Annotated in this window: 1 protein-coding gene; it reads right to left on the bottom strand. The window is 43.3% G+C overall.

Features of this window, described 5'->3' with window-relative positions; all coding sequences use genetic code 11:
- On the bottom strand, positions 1 to 319 hold a 319-nt coding region (locus tag G5A70_RS15565; RefSeq protein WP_173750344.1), incomplete at both ends, for a replication initiation factor domain-containing protein.

The following is a 319-nucleotide window of genomic DNA, read 5'->3' as shown; positions in this document are numbered from 1 at the left end:
TACTGGATATAGGGGATAAGGTCGGTGCGGTCTATCCTCTGTAAGTGGGCGGTTAATTTACTGGAAAGGGAACTGCTGTATCTTGCCCTGTCAAGCATAGTTCCCACTTTTTCCAGTCCACCTAATGCATCATGTTCTTCTAAGAAATAAAAACTTTTGACAGCAGAAATCACGCCACCCTCTGTGAGCCATTGCTGTGTTTCCTCAAGGGAATTATGTAGTTTCGGTACTTGCAGTTTCAAGACTTCCACAGCCCCTAAAAATCGTTCCCAAAACCGACACGTTTTCCATCTGCTCTTATTACTTTCATTTCTGTTTG

Source organism: Blautia hansenii (assembly GCF_013304445.1).
In the GTDB taxonomy this organism is placed as follows: Bacteria; Bacillota; Clostridia; order Lachnospirales; family Lachnospiraceae; genus Blautia.
Note: the sequence above shows the minus strand (reverse complement) of the source record. Positions and strands in the feature narration are given on the sequence as shown.